The sequence below is a fragment of the Bradyrhizobium sp. SZCCT0231 genome (assembly GCF_018130245.1).
Lineage (GTDB): Bacteria > Pseudomonadota > Alphaproteobacteria > Rhizobiales > Xanthobacteraceae > Bradyrhizobium > Bradyrhizobium japonicum_F.
Genome location: NZ_JAFCKP010000009.1, coordinates 214,228 through 231,231, shown reverse-complemented (window position 1 = coordinate 231,231; position 17,004 = coordinate 214,228). Strand labels below are relative to the sequence as shown.

At 65.5% G+C, this 17,004-nt stretch carries 15 protein-coding genes; 6 read left to right on the top strand and 9 right to left on the bottom strand.

What is annotated here, in order from left to right; translation table 11 throughout:
- Positions 1–260, bottom strand: a 260-nt coding sequence (locus tag JQ566_RS22040) for a sugar phosphate nucleotidyltransferase (RefSeq protein WP_249139694.1), incomplete at its 3' end; no start/stop codon positions are given.
- Between the two features lie 7 nt (positions 261–267).
- Positions 268–1,257, bottom strand: a complete 990-nt coding sequence (locus JQ566_RS22035) for an NAD-dependent epimerase (protein ID WP_212375439.1) — start codon at positions 1,255–1,257, stop codon at positions 268–270.
- Positions 1,258–1,511: 254 nt separating this feature from the next.
- Between JQ566_RS22035 and JQ566_RS22030 the strand changes: the two genes are divergently transcribed.
- Both JQ566_RS22030 and JQ566_RS22025 read left to right on the top strand, forming a co-directional pair.
- Positions 1,512–2,471 (top strand): lysylphosphatidylglycerol synthase transmembrane domain-containing protein, encoded by a 960-nt coding sequence (locus tag JQ566_RS22030; RefSeq protein WP_212375438.1) that lies wholly within the window; start codon positions 1,512–1,514, stop codon positions 2,469–2,471.
- Entirely contained in the window at positions 2,468–3,487 is a 1,020-nt protein-coding gene (locus JQ566_RS22025; protein WP_212375436.1) for an MraY family glycosyltransferase, read from the top strand. Before JQ566_RS22030 ends, JQ566_RS22025 begins: the two co-directional genes overlap by 4 nt.
- Here JQ566_RS22025 and JQ566_RS22020 read toward each other — a convergent pair.
- From JQ566_RS22020 to rfaD, 5 genes are all read right to left on the bottom strand, one after another.
- Positions 3,475–4,422, bottom strand: a complete 948-nt coding sequence (locus tag JQ566_RS22020) for an NAD-dependent epimerase/dehydratase family protein (RefSeq protein ID WP_212375434.1) — start codon at positions 4,420–4,422, stop codon at positions 3,475–3,477. The genes JQ566_RS22025 and JQ566_RS22020 overlap by 13 nt on opposite strands.
- Before the next feature lie 85 nt (positions 4,423–4,507).
- Positions 4,508–6,421: an SDR family NAD(P)-dependent oxidoreductase gene (locus JQ566_RS22015; RefSeq protein ID WP_212375432.1), complete on the bottom strand. Its 1,914-nt coding sequence runs from the start codon at positions 6,419–6,421 to the stop codon at positions 4,508–4,510.
- An 84-nt stretch (positions 6,422–6,505) separates the two neighbouring features.
- Positions 6,506–7,792 (bottom strand): O-antigen ligase family protein, encoded by a 1,287-nt coding sequence (locus JQ566_RS22010; protein ID WP_212375468.1) that lies wholly within the window; start codon positions 7,790–7,792, stop codon positions 6,506–6,508.
- A 20-nt stretch (positions 7,793–7,812) separates the two neighbouring features.
- The gene (rfaE1, locus tag JQ566_RS22005; protein WP_212375430.1) at positions 7,813–9,297 is read right to left on the bottom strand and encodes a D-glycero-beta-D-manno-heptose-7-phosphate kinase; all 1,485 of its coding nucleotides are present in this window, start codon (positions 9,295–9,297) and stop codon (positions 7,813–7,815) included.
- Between the two features lie 12 nt (positions 9,298–9,309).
- The gene (gene rfaD, locus JQ566_RS22000; RefSeq protein WP_212375429.1) at positions 9,310–10,290 is read right to left on the bottom strand and encodes an ADP-glyceromanno-heptose 6-epimerase; all 981 of its coding nucleotides are present in this window, start codon (positions 10,288–10,290) and stop codon (positions 9,310–9,312) included.
- Between the two features lie 160 nt (positions 10,291–10,450).
- Between rfaD and waaF the strand changes: the two genes are divergently transcribed.
- Positions 10,451–11,515 carry a lipopolysaccharide heptosyltransferase II gene (gene waaF / locus JQ566_RS21995; protein ID WP_212375428.1) on the top strand — a complete coding sequence of 355 codons (1,065 nt, stop codon included), beginning with the start codon at positions 10,451–10,453 and terminating at the stop codon, positions 11,513–11,515.
- 66 nt (positions 11,516–11,581) lie between these two features.
- On the opposite strand, the gene JQ566_RS21990 is transcribed toward waaF, so the two are convergent.
- The gene (locus tag JQ566_RS21990) at positions 11,582–11,965 is read right to left on the bottom strand and encodes a helix-turn-helix domain-containing protein (RefSeq protein ID WP_349643348.1); all 384 of its coding nucleotides are present in this window, start codon (positions 11,963–11,965) and stop codon (positions 11,582–11,584) included.
- Between the two features lie 198 nt (positions 11,966–12,163).
- The gene (locus tag JQ566_RS21985; RefSeq protein WP_212375426.1) at positions 12,164–13,201 is read right to left on the bottom strand and encodes a glycosyltransferase family 4 protein; all 1,038 of its coding nucleotides are present in this window, start codon (positions 13,199–13,201) and stop codon (positions 12,164–12,166) included.
- Between the two features lie 126 nt (positions 13,202–13,327).
- On the opposite strand from JQ566_RS21985, the gene galE reads away from it, so the two are divergent.
- The 3 genes from galE (at position 13,328) to JQ566_RS21970 (ending at position 17,000) form a co-directional block, all read left to right on the top strand.
- On the top strand, positions 13,328–14,341 hold the full coding sequence (gene galE, locus JQ566_RS21980) for a UDP-glucose 4-epimerase GalE (protein WP_212375424.1): 1,014 nt from the start codon (positions 13,328–13,330) through the stop codon (positions 14,339–14,341).
- A 118-nt stretch (positions 14,342–14,459) separates the two neighbouring features.
- Complete coding sequence (locus JQ566_RS21975) at positions 14,460–16,262, top strand: ABC transporter ATP-binding protein (RefSeq protein ID WP_212375422.1); 1,803 nt, start codon at positions 14,460–14,462, stop codon at positions 16,260–16,262.
- Positions 16,263–16,298: 36 nt separating this feature from the next.
- Positions 16,299–17,000, top strand: coding sequence for a fumarylacetoacetate hydrolase family protein (locus tag JQ566_RS21970; protein WP_212375420.1), 702 nt, complete (start codon positions 16,299–16,301; stop codon positions 16,998–17,000).
- Positions 17,001–17,004: the final 4 nt, after the last annotated feature.

Below are 17,004 nucleotides of genomic sequence, written 5' to 3'. Positions count from 1 at the left end.
CGCATCGGCTCGAGGATCACGTCCGCCTCGATGCCGATCTCGGCGAGCTGCTCCAGCACCATGAAGCGATAGGACGCGTTGGTGATGACGATCGGCCGGTCGAACAGGGAAGGATCGGACACGCGCAGCAGCGTGTCCTGGAACGTCGAGCGCGTGCCGAACAGCGGCAGGAATTGCTTGGGGCGCACCTCGCGCGAAGCGGGCCACAGCCGCGTGCCGGCACCGCCGCACATGATCAGGGGGATTATGCGTTTGTCCATCGTGATCTCAAACCTTGAAGTAGTCCCGATACCAGGTGACGAAATTATGGACCCCATGCTCGATCGGCGTTGACGGTGCAAAGCCGGTGTCGCGCATCAAATCCTCGACATCCGCGAACGTTTCCAGCACATCTCCCGGCTGCATCGGCAGCAATTCTTTGATCGCCGTCCGGCCCAGCTCCCGCTCCAGAAGACCGACGACGTGCATCAGTTCCTCCGGATGATGATTGCCGACATTGTAGAGCTTAAACGGCGCATTTGCGGCAGACGGATCGTCCGCAGGCACGAGATCGACCAGCTTGGATACGACACGGGTCACATCATCAATATAGGTGAAGTCCCGGCGCATCTTGCCATGGTTAAAGAGCCGGATCGGCTTGCCCGCCATGATGGCGTTGACGAACAGAAACATGGCCATGTCAGGGCGGCCCCACGGGCCGTAAATGGTAAAGAAGCGCAGCCCCGTGACCGGCAGGCGATAGAGATGGCTGTAGGACTGCGCCATGACCTCGTTCGCCTTCTTGGTCGCAGCATAGAAGCTCACGGGGTGATCGGTGCGGTCCGCAACCGCAAATGGCAGTTTTGTGTTGGCGCCGTACACGGAGGACGACGAGGCGTAGACGAGATGACGACAGTCGTTGTTGCGGCAGCCCTCCAGCACGTTGAGAAAGCCCACGAGATTGGAATCGGCGTAGGCGTGCGGCTGCTCGATCGAGTAGCGCACGCCGGCTTGCGCCGCGAGATGCACGACTTTGGCAAAACGATGTCGCGCAAACAGCGCCGCCATCGTCTCGCGGTCGGCGAGATCGGCCTCGACGAAAGAGAAGCGGGGCTCGCCCCCGAGCAGCGCAAGGCGCGCCTTCTTCAGCGCCGGATCGTAATAGCTGTTGAGATTGTCGAGCCCGACGACGGCACGGCCTTCGCCCAGGAGCTGCCGGGCGACGTGGAAGCCGATGAAGCCGGCGGCACCCGTGACCAAAATCGCCTGATCCGTCATCCTGTTCCCCGGGATCCCTTGCCCGATCCTGTTTAGCCGCCACCTCAATGGGGTCGCAATAGGCTCCCCGTTTCGCACGAGGGCTTCTTCATGACGCCCTTAACGACGACGCCCCTAACGACGGCGCCCTTAACGACGGCGCCCTTAACGAGGGCTATTGCAAGATCGGCGCCAAGACCATACCAAAGCGGCCGAATTCGGCGCCTCGCGTCGGGTTGCCTCAAATCTTCCCAAACCCTGTTCATGCGGGCGAGATGCGCCGAATCCTGCTGTCGACGGCCAAAATCCTGATTTCCGCGGCGCTGCTCTACCTGGCGCTGCGCAAGGTCGATTTGTCCGAACTGTTTTCGCGCTTCACCGTGACCAGCCTGTTCTGGATCGGCGTGGCGATCGCGGTCACATTCCTGCAGATCTTCGTCGGCGTGCTGCGCTGGCGCGAGATCAGCGCCGTCTGTGGCGCGCCGCTCGAGCTCGGCCGCGCCATGCGCTACAACGTGATCGGCTCGTTCTTCAACCAGACCCTGCCGTCGGCGATCGGCGGCGATGCGGTCCGGCTGTGGCTGGTCGCGCGCGCCGGCGCCGGCTGGCGTGCGGCGACCTACTCGATCTTCGTCGACCGCGCGATCGGGCTCATCGCGCTCGCGGTTCTCATCGTCGCGAGCCTGCCCTGGAGCTACACCCTCATCACCGATCCGCACGGGCGCTCGGCGCTGCTGCTCATCGATCTCCTGGCGCTCGCCGGCGGCGTCGGCTTTCTGATTTTCGGCGCGCTGAAATGGCGCTGGCTGAAGACCTGGTGGGCGACGCATCACATTCACGCCTGCGCCGTCATCGCCAATCGCGTCATCTTCAGCCGCACCCGCGGCCCCGTCATCGCAATCCTGTCGATCCTCGTCCACGTGCTGGCCGTCGTCATCGCCTGGTGCGTCGTGCAGTCGATTGCGGCCCCGGTTCGCTTCAGCGACGTCTTTCTGCTCGTGCCGCCGGTGATGCTGATCACGATGATGCCGATCTCGATCGCCGGCTGGGGCGTGCGCGAGGCCACGATGGGCCTGGCGTTCGGCTTCGCGGGACTTGCCGCCAACGAGGGCGTCAACGTCTCGCTGCTGTACGGCGCCGTGTTCTTCATCGTCGGCGCAGTCGGCGGCCTGGTCTGGATCCTCAGCGCGGAGAAGGCTGCGCAAGGCTCGGCCCCGATCGGAGTGCCGGAGTGAGCTCGACCACCGAAGCACTCGCCGGCGCGCCCGTGCTGCTTGCCGTTGCGATCGCCGCGCTGATCTCGGCGCTCGTCACCTGGACCAGCCGTCCCCTGCTCCAGCGCTACGCACTGGCGCGACCGAATGCGCGGTCCTCGCATCGCATCCCGACCCCGCAGGGCGCGGGCATCGCGGTGATCGCCGCGACTCTGGTCGTCGCCTCGCTCTGGGCCGTCTGGGCGAACGTCGCTATCCCGCCGGTACTGATCGGCGCGACGGTGCTGATCGCGCTGGTCGGGTTTGCCGACGACATAAAGTCGCTGCCGGTGATCGTGCGGCTGGCGCTGCAGGCGGCCTGCGTCGGCGCCGTGGTGTTCACCGCGCCGGAGACCGCACGCATCGTGCCGGCGCTGCCGCTTCCGCTCGAGCGCGGCCTCATCGTCCTTGCCGGAGTCTGGTTCGTGAACCTCGTCAACTTCATGGACGGGCTCGACCTGATGACGGTGGCGGAAGTCGTGCCGGTCACCGCTGCGCTGCTGCTGCTGGGAATGCTCGGGTATCTCTCATGGCCGGCCGTGCTGATCGCCACCGCGCTGTGCGGCGCCATGCTCGGCTTTGCGCCGTTCAACCGTCCCGTCGCAAAAGTCTTCCTGGGCGATGTCGGCAGCCTGCCGATCGGCCTCTTGCTCGGCTGGTGTCTTCTGGAGCTCGCCTTTAGGGGACAGCCGGCCGCGGCGCTGCTGTTGTCCGCCTATTATCTTGCGGATGCCACCATCACGCTGCTTCGGCGCATCATCAGGCGCGAACCGTTCTGGTCGGCGCACCGCACGCATTTCTACCAGCGCGCCACGGACAACGGGTTCACGGTGCCGCGGGTGATCGGCGAGGTCTTCCTGCTCAACCTCGTGCTCGCCGGGCTCGCCATCCTCACCATCCGCGCCGCCGCGCCGGCGATCACGACGTCGGCGCTTGTCGCCGGCGCGCTCGCGGTCGGATTCGTGCTGCGCCGCTTCTCCCGCCCTCAGGGCTCCTGATCCGACACCGCCAGGCGCAAGCCCTCCTCGAGGGTGACCTGCGGCTGCCAGCCGGTTGCGATCGCCTTCGAGATGTCGAGCTCGAGCGAGCCGATCAGGCCATCATGCATATCCTGACGGCCCATCACGCGGAGGGCCGCGCCGAGCATGTTCGGCGGTATGCCGAACAGCCTGGCACGCTTGCCGGAGGCTCTCGCCAGGCACGCGATGAATTCAGGCGTCGAGACCCGCTCCCGGTCGGCGAGCAGGAAGATCTCGAAATTGCTCACGGGCTCGGAATGGCCGAGCCGGTGCAGGATGAACGACGACAGGTTCTGCACCGACAGAAAGTTGCGGCGATTGCGGATCGCCGCAAAGGGCAGCGGCAGTCCCAACCTCACCGCGCGCGTCAGCAGCGCGAAATTGCCCTTGGCGCCCGCGCCATAGATCAGCGGCGGCCTGATCACCGAGATCTTCATGTCGCTGTCGCGCGCCAGCGCCCTCAAGCCCGCCTCGGCCTCGGCCTTGGACGTGCCGTAGAGGCCACGCGGCGTCGGGACATCGCTCTCGCTGAACGGCGCGCGGCCGTCATTGCTGCGGCCGTGAACGAGAACGGTGCTGATGAAGATGAACTGGCGCACGCCCGCCATCGCTGCGGAGCGCGCCAGATGCCGCGTGCCGTCGACATTGACGTCGCGGTAGAGCTGGACCGCGTGCTCCTCGTTCTTGTAATGCACCCGCGCGGCGAGATGGACGACGGCGTCGACGCCTTCGAGCGCGGCCTGCCAGTCGGTCTCGGGGCCGATCGAATCGATCACGACCTCGCCGCCGGTCCCTTCCGGGCTGCGGACCGCACGGCGGACCGACCACCCCTCCCGCGTCAGCGCAGGCACGATATGGCGGCCAAGGAAGCCGCTCGCCCCCGTCACCAGCGCGACCGGCTTTACCTCGCTCATCGTGGCCCCGTCAGAACAGCGTTGCACAACAATTCGCCGAACAAAGCGGCATAGGCGACGACGATCGTGCCCCGAGGCTGCATGGTCAGGCCGCGGTCGACCCGAACTCGGGCACCGCATCCTTCAGGATGGTCCTGATGGTAGCGCGATCGTCGCGCGCGATCGCCTGCTCGAGCGCCGCGATCCATTTGCGCACCGTCTGCATCGGCGGCTCCTTCGGCTGCGCGGCCATGATGCCAGCAACGCCGATCTCTCGGGTCGGCTCCTCGGAGGCGAACAGGATTTCGTGCAGGCGTTCGCCCGGCCGCATGCCGGTGAACACGATCTCGATGTCGTAGCCGGGTTGCAGCCCGGAGAGGCGAATCATGCGCTCGGCGAGATCGACGATCTTGACCGGCTGGCCCATGTTGAGCACGTAGACCGAGACGTCGGGACGCTGCGTTCCGAGCGCATGCGTGGCCGCGGTGATGACGAGATCGCAGGCCTCGCGGATGGTCATGAAGTAACGGACCATGTCGGGATGCGTCACCGTCACCGGGCCGCCGGCCTCGATCTGAGCCTTGAACTTCGGCACCACCGAGCCGTTCGAGGCCAGCACATTGCCGAACCGGACCGAGATCAGCCGCATCGGCGACTTGGCGCCGCGCGCCGCCGCCGCGAGGTCGTGATCCAGCGCCTGGCAGTACATCTCGGCAAACCGCTTGGTCAGGCCGAGCATCGACACCGGCTCGATCGCCTTGTCGGTCGAGATCATCACCATGGCTTCGGCGCCGGCGGCAACGGCGGCATCCGCAACGTTGATCGAGCCGAAAATGTTGGTCTTGACGCCCTCGCTCCAATCGCGCTCGAGGATCGGCACGTGCTTGAGCGCCGCGGCGTGGAACACGATGTCCGGCTTGAACTCCGCCATCAGGCGCATGATGCGCTCGCGGTCGCGAATGTCGGCGATCCGCCCTTCGATCCTGGCCGCCGCGCCCTGCGCAGCAAGCGCCTCCGTGACCGCGTAGAGCGCCGGCTCCGAGTTTTCCACGATCAGGAGCCGCGCGGCGCCGAAGGCGACGACGCGCTCGCAGATCTCCGAGCCGATCGAGCCGCCACCGCCAGTGACGATCACCGCCTTGCCGTTGATCAGCGCTTCCAGGCGCGCATAGTCGATCCTCTCGCTCGGCCGCAGCAGGAGGTCCTCGACCGCGACGGCCGTGAGCCGCGGCGTGTCGCCGCTCTCCAGCGAGGGCATCCGGTTGACGATCACACCCAGCTTGCGCGCCCGCATCAGGATCGATTCCGGATGGGCCTCCGGCTCGAATGCCGACGGCGTCATGACGAGGCGTGCGATCGGCTTGTTGCGCTTGGCAAAGTCCGCGATGACGTCCTCGACGTCGTCGATGCCGCCCAGCACCGGCACGGTGCGGATGAACTGGCCGCGGTCGGCGCTCGACGGCGACAGCACGCCGACCGGCCAGATGCGCTTGATCGCCCCGCTTTCGATGCCGCGCAACAGCACCTCCGCATCCGCGGCCCGGCCGATCAGCAGCGTCGGGGCGGCTTCATCGGTCCGCGCATGCCGCCGCACCCGCGTATAACGGAAATAACGATAGGTCATGCGCAGCGCGCTGAGGAAGGAGACCTCCAGAAACCAGTAGAGGACGATCGTCATCTTGCCGAGGAAGAAGGCGCCGCGAACGTTGGGGGCAACGAAGATGTAGTCGAGCACGAGCAGGGCAACCGTCAGCACGGTCGCCGCGCGAATGATGTTCAGCGCGTCAGGCAGCGAGATGAAGCGCCATTTCGTCGTGGTCAGGTTCAAGACGAAGAACACGACCACGCTGAAGGCGAGAAAATAGGGGAGGATCTGGAACAGCAGCGGCAAGCGCTCGAAGAAGCCGTCGCCGCCCTCGAATCGCACATAAAAGGCGGCAAAAAGCGCCGCCGTGGTCGCCAGCAGGTCGTGGAGCGCGATCAGGAAATTGCGCGAGGTGAGATGCGAAAGACGCGTCATCCGCCGACCGATGAAAACCCAGTTAGATGCAACCTGACCGCGCTGATAGCCCATCTGGACCAGACTTGCCAGTCGCGCGGCCGTTTAGAAACCGGTTTCCCTCATCTTCGCCTCGGCCTGTTGTGCCCGGATCACCATTCCGCCGGCGACGCCGACGCCGATGACGTACATCCAGCCCTCATGGAAGTCGAACAGATGGGAATTGAACAGCGAGGTGAAGACGTTCTGCACCACGACCAGGAGCCCGATCCATTCGGCAAGCCCGTCGCCACGAAACAACCGCAGGTGCAATATCCAGATCGCGTAGAGAATGGCGATACCGATCGCGCCCCATTGCACGGCAACGTTGAGCGTCTGGTTGTGCGGATTGCCGATCACCTCGGCGGATGCCTGATACTGGCCGGCGGGCGTCGCGGCGCGTTCGAACAATCCACGCGTCGAGCCGGTGCCGTGCCCCACGATCGGCGCCTCCGCGAAGAAGCCGAGCGACTTTCGCCAGAATTCGAGCCGCAGGCCCGCCGAGGTCGGCTCGCCCCTTTCCATGTAACGCGTGTAGTCGTCGGAGAACCTCTCGGCGGTATGGCGCAATTGCGGCGAGGCCTGCCAGGCGAGAACGGCGCCGACGAGCAAAGCGGCGGAGATGAATGCGATACTGCGCCATTTGAGGTGAAGCAGCGCGAATACGCCGAACATGATCGGAACGGTGACGAGGGCAGTGCGCGACACCACCACGAAAGCCATGTTGACGAAGAAGCTGAGCGCCAGCGCGGTGAGCAGCCCGGCGAGCCAGTAGCGCTTCTCACGCAGCAGCATCACGACCGGATAGGCGAGCGCGACCGCGCACAGCGCGAATTCCTGGCTCTGGTCGATGTAGTTCTTGACGAAGATGCCGCGCTCGGGCGGATCGTTCTTGAGCGCGAGGTCCGGGTAGAGCGCGACCAGCCAGGACATCACCGACAGCAGCGCGCAGGACACCAGGAAGGCGACGAAGATCCAGCGTCCACGCGGCGAGCGCTCGAAATGATAGAGCAGGACCGGCAGCACGAGCAGCTTGACGGTCGGATTGACCGCATAGAAGCGCGCCCCCCAGGCCGCATCCGACCAGAGTGTCCCCACCATCGCGAGCAGGACCAGCGCGATCGGCGCGATGCAGATCGGGCGCTTCAGCGATTGCAGGAACGCGCGGACGTCGAGGAACGGCACCATGCAGAGCAGCATCAGCGCGTTGAAGATCCCGGCAAGCGAGGTCGACCAGGGCAGCGAGGCCGCGGTCAGGATGGCGAACAGGTCGACCGTCTCGCTCCAGGCTGCCGGGCTTCGCAAGCGGCGCGCCAGCATCTGGCCGGTCGTCTCCCGGGCCAGCGTCGTCACCTGACCTGTCACTTGAGCAGTCACTTGCTCCCTCCCCGCGCGCGATGCACCAGGGCCGTCGTGCTGAAGCCCTGGAGAATGTCGACCAGCACGACGACCCCGCCCGCGGCCTCGACCACCTCGTGGCCGACGACCTGCTCGCGGGTGTAGTCACCGCCCTTCACCAGCACGCCGGGCTTGATCCTGGTGATCAGGTCGATCGGCGTGTCTTCCGCGAAGATGACGACGAGATCGACGGCTTCCAGCGCGGCGAGCACTTCGGCACGCGCGCGCTCGTCCTGCACCGGACGATCGGCGCCCTTCAGCCGCCGCACCGAGGCGTCGCTGTTGAGCCCCACGATCAGGCGGTCACAGGCGGCGCGCGCCGCGGTCAGCACCTTGACGTGACCGGGATGGAGGATGTCGAAACAGCCATTGGTGAAGCCGACGCGGTGGCCCTGCCTCCTCCAGTCGGCGAGTTGGGCATCGAGCGCAGCCGGATCGAGCACGATCTTCTCCTCGGCTACGAGAGTGGCATGCGGCAGGATCTTACGTCGCAGCTCGGCTGCGCTGACGCTGGCGGTGCCTTGCTTGCCGACGGCGACGGCGGCGGCGGCATTGGCCACGCGCAGCGCCGTATCCCAGTCCGCGCCGGCCGCAAGCGATACCGCGAGCGCGGCGGCGACGGTGTCACCGGCGCCGGAGACGTCGCGCACCTTCACCGGGAACGCTGGAACGTGAACGGCCTCGCCACCCCGCGGCACCAGCGTCATGCCGTGCTCGCCCTGCGTGACCAGGATCGCCTCGCAATCGGCGAACCGCATCACGTCCTCGCTGGCCTCGACGATGCTCTGCACCGTCTCGGCGCGGCTGCGAGTCGCTTCCGAAAATTCCTTGCGGTTGGGCGTGAGCAGCGTGGCGCCGCGATAGATCGCCCAGTTCAGGCTCTTGGGATCGACGATCACGGGCTTGCCGAGCCTTCGCGCGGCATCGATGGTGTGGCGGATCACGCGCGCCGTCAGCACGCCCTTGGCGTAGTCGGACAGCAGCACGATGTCGGCGCGCACGATCTGCGGCAGGATCGCGTCGATCAATTTCGTTTCGACGTCGTCGGACGCAGGCAGCGCCTGCTCCCAATCCGCGCGCAGCATGTGCGTGGAAAAATGCTCGGAGACGAACCGGACTTTTCGCGTGGTCGGCCGCGATGGGTCGCACACCAGCATGCTTTCGATTGCAGCTTGCTCATTGAGCGCCGCCTTGAGCCGTGCACCGGCCTCGTCCTCGCCGACGAGACCGACGAAGATGCAGCGCGCGCCGAGCGAAGCGACATTGCGCGCGACGTTGCCGGCGCCACCGATGTGGAGCTCGCTGCGCTGGGCGGCGATGACAGGCGCCGGCGCTTCCGGCGAGATCCGCGACACCTCGCCATAGACGAACTCGTCCAGCATGATATCGCCGATGCACAGCACCGTGCGGCCTGAGATGGCTTGCGCGAGGGCATCGAAATCGAGAATGGGCGTCGGCATGGTCCAAAGGCCTCAGCGAAAGCGATCGGGCCGGTCGAGATAATCCCCGACATAGGCCTTCACCGCGTCCTCGAGCGTCGTGAAGCCGCCGTTATAGCCGGCGCGGAGCAGACGATCGACCTCGCTCTGGGTGAAATACTGGTAGCTGTCGCGGATCTGCTCGGGCATGTCGATGTATTCGATGTTCGGCCTGGTGCCGAGCGCGGCATAGGCGGCCAGCATGAGGTCCTTGAAGCTGCGCGCCTTGCCGGTGCCGACGTTGAACAGGCCGGACACCGACGGCGTCGCCAGCAGCCACATGATGACGCGCACGACGTCGTCGACATAGATGAAATCGCGGCGCTGGTCGCCGTCTTCGATGCCTTCGCGATGCGACTTGAACAGCTGCACGACGCGGCCTGCCCTCACGTCGTCGAAGCGCCGCGCCAGCACGCTCATCATCGAGCCCTTGTGGTATTCGTTGGGGCCGAACACGTTGAAGAATTTCAGCCCGGCCCATTGCGGCGGCAGCGGATCGCCGTTCGCCACGCGCGCGGCGACCGCGAGATCGAACATGTGCTTGCTCCAGCCGTAGAGATTCATCGGCCGCAATTTCTTCAGTGCCGGTAGCGAAGCGTCGTCACCGAAGCCGGCCTCGCCGTCGCCATAGGTCGCCGCCGAGGATGCATAGATGAACGGCACCGCGTTCATCGTGCACCAGTCCAGCAGGCGCATCGACAGGCGGAAATTGGTCTCGATGACGAGGTCGCCGTCGGTCGCCGTGGTCGCGGAAATCGCCCCGAGATGGATCATGGCCTCTAACTTGCGGCCCTTCAGCCAGTCCACCAGCTCGGCCGGGGGAACGATATCCACAAGCTGCCGCTTGGCGAGGTTGCGCCACTTACCCTCGGTGCCGAGCAGGTCGCAGACCACGACGTCGCTGCGGCCGGCCTCGTTCAGCGCAGCCACGACATTCGATCCGATAAAACCGGCCCCGCCGGTCACCAGCAACATTCCACCTACCTGCCCGATTTTCTTAGTGCCCGGTCCTGCCGTAGCGCATGATCCGCCAAAGTGTAAGCGGTTTTGGGATTGCGCTTCTGCCGGCTTTACCTGCCGGTCCGGAGCGGCTACCGAACCGCCAACATCAGCACGTCTTCGGTTCCAATAACTAATGAATATTGATTCGCAACTTGGTGGGGATGCAGACCGGAGCGACACGCGCCCGATCCTGATCATTCCCTACATGTGGATCGGCGATTTCGTGCGGAATCACACCGTCGTGCGGGTCCTGAAGGAGCGCTGGCCCAACCGGCCGGTCGACCTGCTCACCACATCCCTGTGCGCCCCGCTGGTGGATTACATGCCCGGCGTCCGGCAGGGGATCGTCTGGGACCTGCCGCGCAGCCGGCTGGCCGTGGGCCGGCAGCTCGGCCTGGCGAAACTCCTTCGGGAACGGAACTACGGCACCGCCCTGGTGCTGCCCCGGACCTGGAAGGCAGCCATCGCGCCGGCGCTGGCCGGTATCCCCGAACGGGTCGGCTTCGTCGGCGAGTTCCGGTTCGGCCTGCTCAACCGCTGGCGCTGGGGCGAGAAGAAACTGCCCCGCTTCATCGACAAGAACGCCGCCCTGGCCCAGCCCGACGGCGCCCCCCTGCCTCCGGAATGGCCGGTGCCGCAATTGCGCGTCCCGGCCGAGGAGATCGCCCGCTGGCGCCAGGCCAATGGCCTCAGCGCCGGCGCCGCGGTGGCGCTCGCCCCCGGCTCGGTCGGCGTCTCAAAGCGCTGGACCTATTATCCCGAGGCCGCCCGCCTGCTGGTCGAGCGCGGCCTCGAGGTCTGGGTGGTCGGTGGCCCCGCCGAAAAGGGCCTCGCCCAAGAGATCGTCGCCGCCGCCGGCACCGGGGTGCGTGACCTCACCGGCAACGATCTGCGCAACGGCGTGCTGGCCATGGCCGCGGCGGGCGTTGCGATCTCCAACGATTCCGGCCTGATGCACATCGCAGCCGCGCTCGGCACACCCACCATGGGCATCTTCGGCCCCACCAGCCCCTACCTCTGGGCCCCCCTCAACGGCCTCGCAGCCACCGTGGTTCAGGACAAGAGCGTGCTGTCCTGCCAGCCCTGCCAGAGCACGATCTGCAAGATGAACGACCACCGCTGCATGCGGGACATTGCGGCCGCGGAAGTGGTGGGGATTGCGCAGCGGGTGCTGGGGGAGGCGGGGGCGCCCGTCTAGCCACCAGCTGCGAGCACGGCTCTACGCCTGGTGCGAGAGAGGTCGGCGTCAGGTTCGCCTATACAACTATGCTGATGCACGCCCCAGCTCATATTGCGCTGTCAGAGCACCAATCGGAATGTTCCATTCCCTGCTAATGGTCCGGATCATCTCCAGCGTCAGTGGACGGACGCGATTCAAGATTTCGGACGCCCGATTGCGTCCAATCAGAGCGGCGAGTTCTGCCTGCGACCGCCCCATGGACTCGATTGCGAAATGGAGCACGTCGATTGGATCGCCGTGGGTGGTTGCGAAGTGATTGTCTTCGTATTCCTTGATGAGTGAAGACAAGACTTCGAAGCGATCACCGTCAGGCATACCGGGTGTCGGCTCGACCTCGAAGTAACGGGACACTTCGCGGATGGCCCAATCGTAATCCTGTTCGTTATGGAGAGGCCTGACGTCCATCATCACACAGTCTCCGCGTCTATTCCGTCCTCGATGGTTTTTGGAGGATACCTGTCTACAGCTGTTTTGCCCGACGAGTCAAAACTCGATTCGAAAAATCCGCAAAGGGTCAACACCCGCCAAGTCATTGATTTTGCTGATCTCGCCTACTGTGCATGGGGTTGTTTTCGCGATTTTTGTTTGCGACTGGCGAAAACCGCGTCAGAGCAGCGGCCGATAGACCTCGCCGATCCGCGCCGCTTCGGCATCGAGGCTGAACCGTTCGAGCACCCGCGCCCGCCCCTGCTCGCCCATCACTGTCGCAGCAGCCCCATCGCGCATCAGCGGCTCCAGCGCCGCAGCGAGCGCGTCGGCATCACCCGTCGGGATCAGCACGCCGGTGACGCCATTCTCCACCACGAGCTCGGCCGCACCGGCGCGTGCGGCGACGAGCGCACTGCCGGCCGCCATCGCCTCGATCAGCGTCAGGCCAAAACCTTCGTTGCGCGAGGTGAAGGCGTAGATCGTCAGCCGCTGATACCAGCGCTGCACCGCTTCGATCGGCAGCTCGCCTGTTATGACGATGCGCGATTGCAGGTTGGCGGCTTCGATGCGCTTCTTCAGATCATTGGCAAAGGGCGTCTGCTCGGGCGTGACCTGCCCGACGATGACGGCGGTGAAATCGGGATAGCGCGGCAGCAGCCGGCACATCGCGTCGACGAATACATCAGTGCCCTTCTGCGCGCGCACGCGGCCGAAGCAGCCGATGGCGTAGCGGCCCGGCAGGCCGCTTTCGGCAAAGGCCGCAGCGCGATCGATCGGCGGCGCGTAGACGTCGGTGTCGACGCCGTGCGGGATCACCGTCGCCTTCACCTTCAGGAACGAGGCCGAGAGATCCGATGTCGCGATGACCGCGTCCATGCGCCGGATCAGCCAGCGCGTGATCCAGCTGTGATGCCGCTGCGCCGCCGAGGTGAACACGAGTTTCAGCGGCCAGCCAAGCGCGCGCAGCACGACGCCCGCGATCATCTCGTTGTTGCGGCGCGCATGCCAGATCACGAGCCGCTTGCGGCGCCACAGCTTCAGAAAATCGGCAACGCTCAGCCGCGCGATCCCTTCCGGCGCGTCCGAGCCGAACCAGGCGGCGCGATACAGTTTTGCCAGCCGCGGCGCCACCATCCGGTTGGTCGCGGTGACCCCGGAATAGCGCCTGTGCAGATTTGGCACGATCACTTCGAGATCGCCCTGGGAATTCGCCACGACACGCTCCATTTCGCAAAGTCCCTATACGCAACATTAAGCATAGTGACCAGTTCAGCCGCGCCGATACCCCCTCTTCACCACGCAAGCGCTAGCTTGGTGCGTTGATCGCAGACGGGTGAGATCATGACTGTGCTAGTCACCGGCGGCGCCGGCTATATCGGAAGTCACACGGTCCTGGCGCTGGCGGAAGCCGGCGAGGATGTCGTCGTGATCGACGATCTCTCGACCGGCTTCTCCGCCTATCTGCCCGAAGGCGTGCCGCTGTTCATCGGCGATGCGGGCGATGAAAACCTGCTCGAGGGCGTGATCGCCCAGCACGACATCGAGAGCATCATCCATTTCGCAGGCTCGGTCGTCGTGCCGGACTCGATGCGCGATCCGCTCGGCTACTACCGCAACAACTTCACGACCGCACGCAACCTGCTCAACGTGGCGGTCAAGCGCGGCATTGGCCGCTTCATCTTTTCCTCGACCGCCGCGGTCTACGGCAATCCGGACCAGGTGCCGGTGCCCGAGCACGCACCGACACGGCCGCTGTCGCCTTACGGCTCGTCGAAGCTGATGACCGAGATCATGCTGCACGACGTCGCCGCCGCCTACGGCATGCAGTACGTGACATTGCGCTATTTCAACGTCGCCGGCGCCGATCCGCAGGCGCGCATCGGGCTAGCCACCGTCGGCGCCACACATCTGCTCAAGATCGCGGTGGAAGCGGCGACCGGCCAGCGCGCCAAGATCGACGTGTTCGGCACCGACTACCCGACCCCGGACGGCAGCTGCATCCGCGACTTCATCCACGTCACGGACCTGTCGCAGGCGCATCGCTCGGCGCTGGCCTATTTGCGCAATGGCGGCGCCTCGACCACGCTGAACTGCGGCTATGGCCGCGGCTATTCGGTGCTGGAGACCATCGACGCGGTGCGCCGGGTTTCGGGCCGCAGCTTCGCCGTGCAATACGCCCCGCGCCGGCCCGGCGACATCATGACCATGGTCGCCGACACCAGCCGCATCCGCGGCCTGCTCGACTGGCGGCCGCAATACGAGGACCTCGAGACCATCGCAGCCCATGCGCTGGCCTGGGAGGACAAGCTGTTCCGCGAGCGCCACGGCGAGCTCCGCCACGCCGCCTCGGCCTAGAATCATCCCAAGCGCAAGCCCTTAATTGGGCTTGAAAAACCCGGCTTGAGCGGGCACAGAGGCCCATCGATCCCTGACGCGCGGGCAGGCTTTGTCCTGCGCCGTCAATGGACACCGGATGGCCCAGTTTCCAAAGAAAATCACCGACGACCCCTATGCGGCAGCGGTCCTGATTCGCCGCCTCGTCACGGAACAGGGGATCGTCTACTGGCGGCGCTACCTCGTTGCCTTCGCGCTGATGGCACTCGCCGCCGGCGCGACCGCATGCGCAACCTATGTGCTCGGCCAGGTCATCAATCAGGCCTATGTCGACAAGAACATCCCGGGCATCGCGATGTTCTCAGGGCTGACGGTCGTGCTGCTGTTCATCAAGGGCGTGGCGACCTACGGCCACATGGTGATCCTGACCAAGATCAGCAACGCGATCCTCGCCACCAACCAGCGCCAGCTGTTCGCAAAACTGATGCGCGAAAGCGTCGGCTTCTTCTCCGAGCGGCATTCGTCCGAGTTCCTGGCGCGCCTGACGGCCGGCGCGAAATCCATCACCGACGTCCTCAACATGCTGGTCAACGCGATCGGGCGCGACCTGTTGATGTTGCTCGCCATGATCGGGGTGATGGTATGGCAGGATCCGCTGATGTCGTTCATCGGCCTCGTCGCGGTGCCGCCGGCGATGCTGGTGCTGCGCAAGCTGGTCAAGCGCATCAAGGGCCTCGCCTTCAACCAGTTCACCGGCACCGCCGACATCATGGAGACGATGCAGGAATCGCTGCAGGGCATCCGTACCGTCAAGGCCTTCACGCTCGAAGAGACCATGCAGAAGCGCATCGACGAGAACATCGCGATCGTCGAGCGCAACGCCAACAAGATGGCCCGCGTCGCCAACCGCTCCAACCCGCTGATGGAGATGCTCGGCGGTTTCGCCGTCGCCGGCTGCCTGATGTATGGCGGCTACGCCGTGGTCGCCCTCAACGCCACGCCGGGCGCGTTCTTCTCTTTCATGACCGCATTCCTGATGGCGACCGAGCCCGCCAAGCGGCTGGCGCGGCTCAACATCGACCTCAACAGCCAGCTGGTCGGTGCGCGCATGCTGCTCGAAGTCGTCGACAGCCCGGCGAGCGAGCAGTCCGACGACGACAAGCCGGCGCTGCAGCTCTCCGACGCTCGCATCGAGCTCCGCGACGTCAGCTTCTCCTATCGCGCCAATGAGACCGTGCTCAACCGCATGAGCTTCGTGGCCGAGCCCGGCAAGGTCACCGCGCTGGTCGGCCCCTCCGGCGGCGGCAAGTCGACCGTGCTGGGACTGCTCTTGCGCTTCTACGAGGTGACGCAAGGCGACATCGTCATCGACGGCCAGTCGATCTCCTCGGTCTCGCGCAAATCGCTGCGGGCGCAGACCGCCTATGTCGGCCAGGACGTCTATCTGTTCCGCGACACCATCCGCAGCAACATCGCCTTCGGCAAGCCGGGCGCGAGCGAGGCCGAGATCATCGAGGCGGCGAAAGCCGCCTGCGCGCATGATTTCATCATGGGCTTTCCGCTCGGCTACGACACGCCCGTTGGCGAGCACGGCACGCAGCTCTCCGGCGGCCAGCGCCAGCGCATTGCGGTCGCGCGCGCGCTGCTCAAGAACGCGCCGGTCATCCTCTTGGACGAAGCCACCGCCGCGCTCGATTCCGAATCCGAGCGGCAGGTGCAGGAGGCGATCGAGCATCTGTGCCAGAACCGCACCACCATCGTGATCGCGCACCGCCTGCACACCATCATGCACGCAGACAGCATCCTGGTGGTCGAAGGCGGCGAGATCGTCGAGCAGGGCCGGCATGACGAGCTGCTCCGCCGCGGCGGCCGCTACGCCTCGTTCTTCCGGTTGCAGCACCACGATTCCGGCGCTCTGGCGCCGATCAGCGCAACCGCATAGAGTTCCTCATCAACCTCAAGAGCCGCGAGACCTTACATGAACGCCGCCTCCTACGTCATCCCGCTTCCGCCCCAGGCTTCGCTTCCCGTCGTCGGCGAGAGCGGCCGTTATCCGGTGCGCCGCATCTGGTGCGTCGGCCGCAACTATCTCGAGCACATCCGCGAGATGGGCAATGACGAGCGCGCCCCGCCGTTCTTCTTCGCCAAGCACGCCGACATGCTGGTGCCCGATGGCGCCACCATCCCCTATCCGCCGCTGACCAAGGATTTGCATCACGAGGTCGAGCTGATCGTCGCGATGAAGAGCGGCGGCCTCAACATCCCCGCCGACAAGGCGCTGGACCACGTTTACGGCTACGCCGTCGGCATCGACCTCACCCGGCGCGATCTCCAGATCGCCTCGCGCAAGAAGGAGCGCCCATGGGAGGTCGGCAAGTCGTTCGATTATTCGGCGCCCTGCTCCGCGGTGCAGCCGGCCTCGAAGATCGGCCATCCCGCCAAGGGCAAGATCTGGCTGACGGTCAACGGCAAGGAGGCGCAGAAGGGCGACCTCACCGAACTGATCTGGAACGTGCCCGAGATCATCTGGCAGCTCTCGCAGCAGGTGAAGCTCGCCGCCGGCGACATCATCATGACGGGCACGCCCGCCGGCGTGTCGCAGCTCCAACCCGGCGACAAGCTCGAATGCGGCGTCGACGGCGTCGGCACGTTGAAGGTGAGCATCGGCCAGCCGGAATAGGCTG